Below are 5,810 nucleotides of genomic sequence, written 5' to 3' on the forward strand. Positions count from 1 at the left end.
TCGTTGCGGTCATCGCCAGCAATCTGACGGCGCGCGTGCAGCGCAAGGCGGTCGCCGCCCGCTCGCGGGCGCGGGCCACGGAAGACATCTACCTCTTTTCAAAGAAGCTCGCCGGCGCCGGCACGCTCGACGACGTCCTTTGGGCCACGGCCTTCCAGATCGCCTCGATGCTGAAGCTGCGGGTGGTGCTGCTTTTGCCGGAAGACGGGACCATCACCGTCAAGGCCGGCTATCCGCCCGACGACACGCTGGCCGAGGCCGACATCGCCGCCGCCCGCTGGGCCTGGGAGCACAATCGTGCGGCGGGTCGTGGCGCCGACACGCTTCCGGGCGCCAAGCGCCTCTATTTGCCCTTGCGGACGGGGCGCACGGCCATCGGGGTCGTCGGCCTCGACAACGACAAGCAGGGTCCGCTGCTGACGCCCGAGCAGCAGCGGCTGCTTGACGCACTGGCCGACCAGGCGGCGGTCGCCATCGAGCGTATTCAGTTGGTTGCCGACGTCGACCGCGCCAAGCTCGCGGCCGAGGCGGACAGGCTGCGCTCGGCGCTGCTCACCTCCATTTCCCATGACCTGAAAACGCCGCTCGCCGCCATCATGGGCGCGGCCGGCACGCTGCGGGATTTTTCAGCAGCGCTTCCCGAACCGGACCGGGCCGAACTGCTGTCGACGGTGCTCGACGAATCCGAGCGGTTGAACCGCTTCATCGCCAATCTGCTCGACATGACCAAGATCGAGTCCGGCGCGATGGAGCCGAACTACGCCTTTCACTATGTCGGCGACATCGTCGGCTCCGCCTTGCAAAGGGCCAGGAAAATCATTGGCGAGCACAAGATCGAGACCGACATCCCCAAGGATTTGCCGATGTTGAAGGTCGACCCGGTGCTGTTCGAGCAGGCGTTGTTCAATCTTCTCGACAATGCGGCGAAATATGCCCCGGCAAGCTCGACGATTCGCATGCAGGGTTGGACCGACAATGGCTCCGTCCTGCTGCAAATCATGGATGAAGGGCCAGGCATTCCTCCCGGCGATCTGGAACGGATTTTCGACACGTTCTATCGAGTGCGCAAGGGCGACCAGATCCGCGCCGGTACGGGGCTCGGCCTGTCGATCTGCCGCGGCTTCGTCGAAGCGATGGGTGGCACCATCATGGCGGCAAACCGGACCGACGGTTCGGGCGCGGTGTTCACCATCAAAATGCCCAGGCCGGCAAATCCGCCCAATTTCGACACTTCGAATACCGACGACCACGACGTGGGTGACCTGGCATGACAAACTCGAACGTCAGGATATTGGTCGTCGATGACGAGCCGCCGATCCGCAAGCTGCTGCGCGTCGGGCTCGGCAGTCAAGGTTATGCGGTCAGCGAGGCGCCGAACGCGAAGGTGGCGATCGAGCTGATGGAGGCGGAGAAGCCGGACCTCGTCCTGCTCGACCTTGGGCTGCCCGGCATGAGCGGTCATGAGTTGCTGCGCAAATGGCGCGACGATGGTCTCGACATTCCAGTGGTCATGCTGTCCAGCCGGACCGACGAGGCCGGCATCGTCCAGGCCCTGGAACTCGGCGCCGACGACTATGTCACCAAACCTTTCGGCATGAACGAACTGGTGGCGCGCATTCGCGTGGCGCTCCGCCACAAGTTCCAGCAACAGGGCGAGAAGCCGATTTTCCAGACCGGCGATCTCAGCGTCGACCTGGTCAAGCGCATCGTCAAGGTCGAGGGCAAGGAGGTAAAGCTGTCGCCGAAGGAATACGACATCCTGCGCATGCTGGTGCAGCACGCCGGCAAGGTGCTGACCCATCATTTCCTTTTGAAGCAGGTCTGGGGCGATTCGACCGATGTGCAGTATCTCAGGGTCTATGTCCGGCAGCTCAGGCAAAAGATCGAGAAGAGCCCCGACCAGCCGCGCTACATCACCACCGAGACCGGCGTCGGCTACCGCCTGCGCGAGGCCGAATGAGCAGGCCAGGTTTTAGCCGATAGCTTCCCGTGGCTGGCCAAGCGGTCTGGAAACCCGCAAGGCCGCGAGGCAGCCGACAATGCCGAGCGGCACGAAGGCAAGAAACAGCCACGACGCGACATTCGCCGCCGCGTCGTGGTTCAGGCCTTGCGAAAAGCCGCTGGCGTTGGCGACGATGCCGGCGAGTGCGGCGCCCACGGCATAGCCGATGCGCTGCATGGTCGGCACTGCCGCCGAGGCGATGGTCTGCTCACCCTCCGGGGCGGAGGCGACGATGACGCGCGTCAGGAACGGCCAGGCGATGCCGAAGCCGCCGCCCTGCAACAGGGCACACATCAGGATCAGCGGGATGGAGCCCAGGGGTATCGCATACGCAAAGCCGGCGATGCCGGCCGCGATCATCACCGCGCCGCCGACGATGATCAGCCGCTCGCGCTGCGGCGGCGCGTTGGCGACCAGGATCGAGAGGATCGACCAGGCTATCGATTCGGCGGCGATGATGTAGCCGGTCGTCAACAGCGGAATGTCGTGAAGGCTGGTCAGCAACAGCGGTCCGTAGACGCCGAAGGAACAGGTCGCCACCGAAAAGGCGGCAACCATGGTCATGCCGGCGCCGACCGGCGTGCGCCATGAGAACAGCCGCGCCGGGAACAGCCGCGAACGCGGCTTCAGCGCGTCGATGGTGAAGAACAGCACCAGGCCGATGAGTCCGAGGGCCATCAGCAGCGAAGAGCGCAGCAAGGCGATGTCGACGCCGGCCGAGGCGATCAGCACCACGGCGACGGCAAGGCAGCCAAGGGCCGCGAACGGGAAGGGCGGTGCCTTGCCCGTGCTCGTCTTGGGTTTCGTCGCCTGGGGCGTGTCGAGCACGAGGAAGCTTGCCAGCGCCATGGCGGCGCCGCCGAGTGTGAAGATGCCGAAGGCCCAGCGCCATGACAAAAGCTCGGTCATGATCGCGCCTAGCAATGGTCCGCTGAAGGCGGCGACGCCCCAGATCGCCGACATGATGCCGAAAAGCTGCGGCCAGATGGCGCGCGAGAACAGTCGTTCGACCGAGACGAAGGCCAGCGACACCAGCGCACCGCCGCCAAGTCCTTCGATCAGGCGGCCGGCGAGGAACAGTTGCATGGAAGGCGAGGTGGCGCATATCAGCGCGCCTGTTGCGTAGAGGAGCGCGGCGACCACCATGTTGGTGCGCAAGGGGACATAACTCACCAGTCGTCCGGCGGCCGCGCCGGCAACGATGGCGCCGAGTTCGTAGATCGCCAGCGACCAACCGACGAGCTGTACGCCCGCCAGTTCGCCGACCATGGCCGGCATCACCGTTGCCACCATCGTTTCGTTGGTGGCGTGCAGCAGAATGCCGAGGCTGATGAAGCAGAAGCGCGCCAGGTCGCCGCTTGCCCACAATACGCGCCAGTCGACCCTGTTCGTGCTGATCTCGGTCATTTCCACCCCCGTCTTGCATATCTCGACGCCAGCGCAGGACGCCAGAAGCCAGTACGGGTTTCCGGCAGGACCATGCGAATCGACAGCGCTGGATCGAGGCGTTGTTGCGCTCGGGGCAGGCTTGTAAAACCTCAACCGGGGTTGAGCTCAAGCGGTTTTTTGAGGGCCGTTCGCGCGGATGCCCCTTCCGTTGGCGGGCTTCGTTGCGCGATCAATTCTCGGTGCTGCGCAGCTGGAATTGGCTGACGCCGATCGCGAGGTTCATGCCGGTCTGCGTCTGCAAGCTGAGCGGCTGCAAGGTGAAGGCCTGAGAGGAGCCGCCGACCAGCAGATTGGCGCCGGCGCCGACGGCGGCCGTCACCTCCGCGCTGGCGCCGATATAGTCGCCGGCCAGCGCACCCGGCGCATAGATGTTCTTCAGCGGCGTCAGCACGATCCACTGCATGACCGTCTGCTTCGTCGTGCCGATGTCGAGGCCGTATTTGTTGACGGCGCCGAAATAGGCTTCCGGCGCGAAGCTTTTGTCGGCGGGGTTGAAGGTGCAGCTCAGATCCTTGCTCGAGCCGAAGATGAAGCCGGTGCCGCCGCCTATGGCGCAGTCAAGCGTACCGACTTCCATGCCTCGGTCCTGCGCCTGCACCGCTCCGGATAGCGTGGTGAACATGGCGGCAGCTATGGCTGTCTTCAGCATGATGGTTCCCCCCCCCCAAATCAAACGGCGCGAAACCATCCTATCTGGTTCCGCGCCGCGGGGTGAGGGGTCATGGAGCGCACGGCTCCATGCAATCACTTGAATGAGTGGATCAGCTGGAGCGAGGTCACGGCCACGGCAAGGTTGACGCCGGTCTGCGCCTGGACGCTGAGCGGCTCCAGCATGACGGCGCTGTCCAGGCCGCCAACCAGCAGATTGGCGCCGCCGCCGGTCACCACGCTCGCCTCGGCGTTGACACCGTAGTAGCTGCCGGCGAGATCGCCTCCGTCACGATCCCGGGTCGCGGCCAGCACGGCCCAGACGAGCTGGCCCTGATGCGTCTGGCCGACATCGAGGCCGATCTTGGAGATGACGCCTGTGTAAATCTCGGACGGCCCGTGATGATGAGGCCGGAAGACACAGGACACGCCCTTGTTGGAAGCGACGATATAAGCGGTGCCGCCGTCGATGGTGCAATCGAGCGTGCCGAGTTGCAGCTTGCCGGCGCTGGCCGGAGCCACCGCGAACATCGTCGTGGCGAGGGCAGCGGCGCAGGCGAGTTTCTTGATCATGGGAGGGTCCTTTCGCAAAATACTTTCAACAACGGCTTGGGTGGGTAGACCGTTCCGCTGAAAACTTGGCGCGATCAAGGCAGGGGCCGAAAGCCTCCTGCCGGGGTTAATGCCCGGTTGCGAAGTGCGTCCTTTAGGACACGCAAAGGATCCCGCGGCACTTGGATGTCACGCGGATTTGTATGGGAAGCCGAAACCGAGATCAGCTGACGCGGGCGAGGCCATCCTTGGCCGGCTGGTAGGTAGGGTCGAGGCGAACGGCTTCCTTATAGGATTTCGCGGCCTTCGCCTTGTCGCCGCGCCGCTCATAGATCAGCGCCTGGTTGGACCACGCCTCGGCATTCCTGCCGTCGAGCTTGATCGCCATGTTGAAATCGGAAAAGGCGTTGTCCTCGTCGTTGGTCGCCAGATAGGAGAGGCCGCGGCCGTTATAGGGCTCGGCGGCGTCCGGCGCCAGCGAGATGGCGGTCGAGAAGTCCTCGATGGCGAATTTGTGCTGGCCCTGGCTCTGATAGATCAGGCCTCGATTGTGGTAGGCGCGCGCGTCGGTCGTATCGAGCTGGATTGCCTTCTGGAAGTCGTTGAAGGCGTCCTGGGTGCGACCCGCCTTGCGGTAGAGATTGCCGCGGCCGATATAGGCGGCGTCGTAGTTGCCGTTGATCTGGATCGAACGGTTGTAGTCCGCGAGCGCGGCTTCCTGATTGCCGAGGAAGCGCTGGATGAGCGCGCGGTTCGAATAGGCCTGGAAGAAATTCGGGTTGAGCTGGATGGCTTGATTGAAATCCTTGAGCGCCGCCTGGTACTGACCGCCACGGCCATAGGCCGAGCCGCGCACATTGTAGCCTTCGGGATCCTGGGGATTGCGCTGGATGACCGCCGACAGCGAGGAAATGTTCTCGCTCGACCCTTGCGCCTTGTCGATGTTGTTGAATTCACCGGTCGGGCCCGCCGTTTGGCAGCCGGCAAGCGCCAGTCCGGAGAGCAGGGCCGCTGTCAGGGCGAAACCACGCAATGCGGTCCCGCGCTCCACGCTTGTTGCGTTCATGTCTGCCCTGTCCTCACTTCAAGCCGCGTCGCTCAGGTCCGGCTCCCCTTCCGGACCGGTCACATCAAAACAAAAAGGTGGCGGCGATTCTAC

General features: G+C 64.2%; 6 protein-coding genes. 2 read left to right on the forward strand and 4 right to left on the reverse strand.

Features of this window, described 5'->3' with window-relative positions; all coding sequences use genetic code 11:
- Both EOD15_RS27060 and EOD15_RS27065 read left to right on the forward strand, forming a co-directional pair.
- Nucleotides 1-1,271, forward strand: a 1,271-nt coding sequence (locus EOD15_RS27060) for an ATP-binding protein (protein ID WP_148129652.1), incomplete at its 5' end; no start/stop codon positions are given.
- A complete protein-coding gene (locus tag EOD15_RS27065) occupies nucleotides 1,268-1,960 on the forward strand; it encodes a response regulator transcription factor (protein ID WP_127409005.1) in 693 nt (230 codons plus the stop codon). The genes EOD15_RS27060 and EOD15_RS27065, both read left to right, overlap by 4 nt.
- Before the next feature lie 12 nt (nucleotides 1,961-1,972).
- On the opposite strand, the gene EOD15_RS27070 is transcribed toward EOD15_RS27065, so the two are convergent.
- The 4 genes from EOD15_RS27070 to EOD15_RS27085 all read right to left on the reverse strand — a co-directional run bounded on the left by EOD15_RS27070 (nucleotide 1,973) and on the right by EOD15_RS27085 (nucleotide 5,717).
- The gene (locus EOD15_RS27070; RefSeq protein WP_127409006.1) at nucleotides 1,973-3,409 is read right to left on the reverse strand and encodes an MFS transporter; all 1,437 of its coding nucleotides are present in this window, start codon (nucleotides 3,407-3,409) and stop codon (nucleotides 1,973-1,975) included.
- A gap of 211 nt (nucleotides 3,410-3,620) precedes the next feature.
- Entirely contained in the window at nucleotides 3,621-4,100 is a 480-nt protein-coding gene (locus tag EOD15_RS27075) for a DUF992 domain-containing protein (RefSeq protein WP_023810132.1), read from the reverse strand.
- A gap of 95 nt (nucleotides 4,101-4,195) precedes the next feature.
- The gene (locus tag EOD15_RS27080) at nucleotides 4,196-4,672 is read right to left on the reverse strand and encodes a DUF992 domain-containing protein (protein WP_127290636.1); all 477 of its coding nucleotides are present in this window, start codon (nucleotides 4,670-4,672) and stop codon (nucleotides 4,196-4,198) included.
- 202 nt (nucleotides 4,673-4,874) lie between these two features.
- Complete coding sequence (locus tag EOD15_RS27085; RefSeq protein ID WP_127267752.1) at nucleotides 4,875-5,717, reverse strand: tetratricopeptide repeat protein; 843 nt, start codon at nucleotides 5,715-5,717, stop codon at nucleotides 4,875-4,877.
- Between the last annotated feature and the right edge of the window lie 93 nt (nucleotides 5,718-5,810).

Source organism: Mesorhizobium sp. M7A.T.Ca.US.000.02.2.1, from assembly GCF_003996995.1.
In the GTDB taxonomy this organism is placed as follows: Bacteria; Pseudomonadota; Alphaproteobacteria; order Rhizobiales; family Rhizobiaceae; genus Mesorhizobium.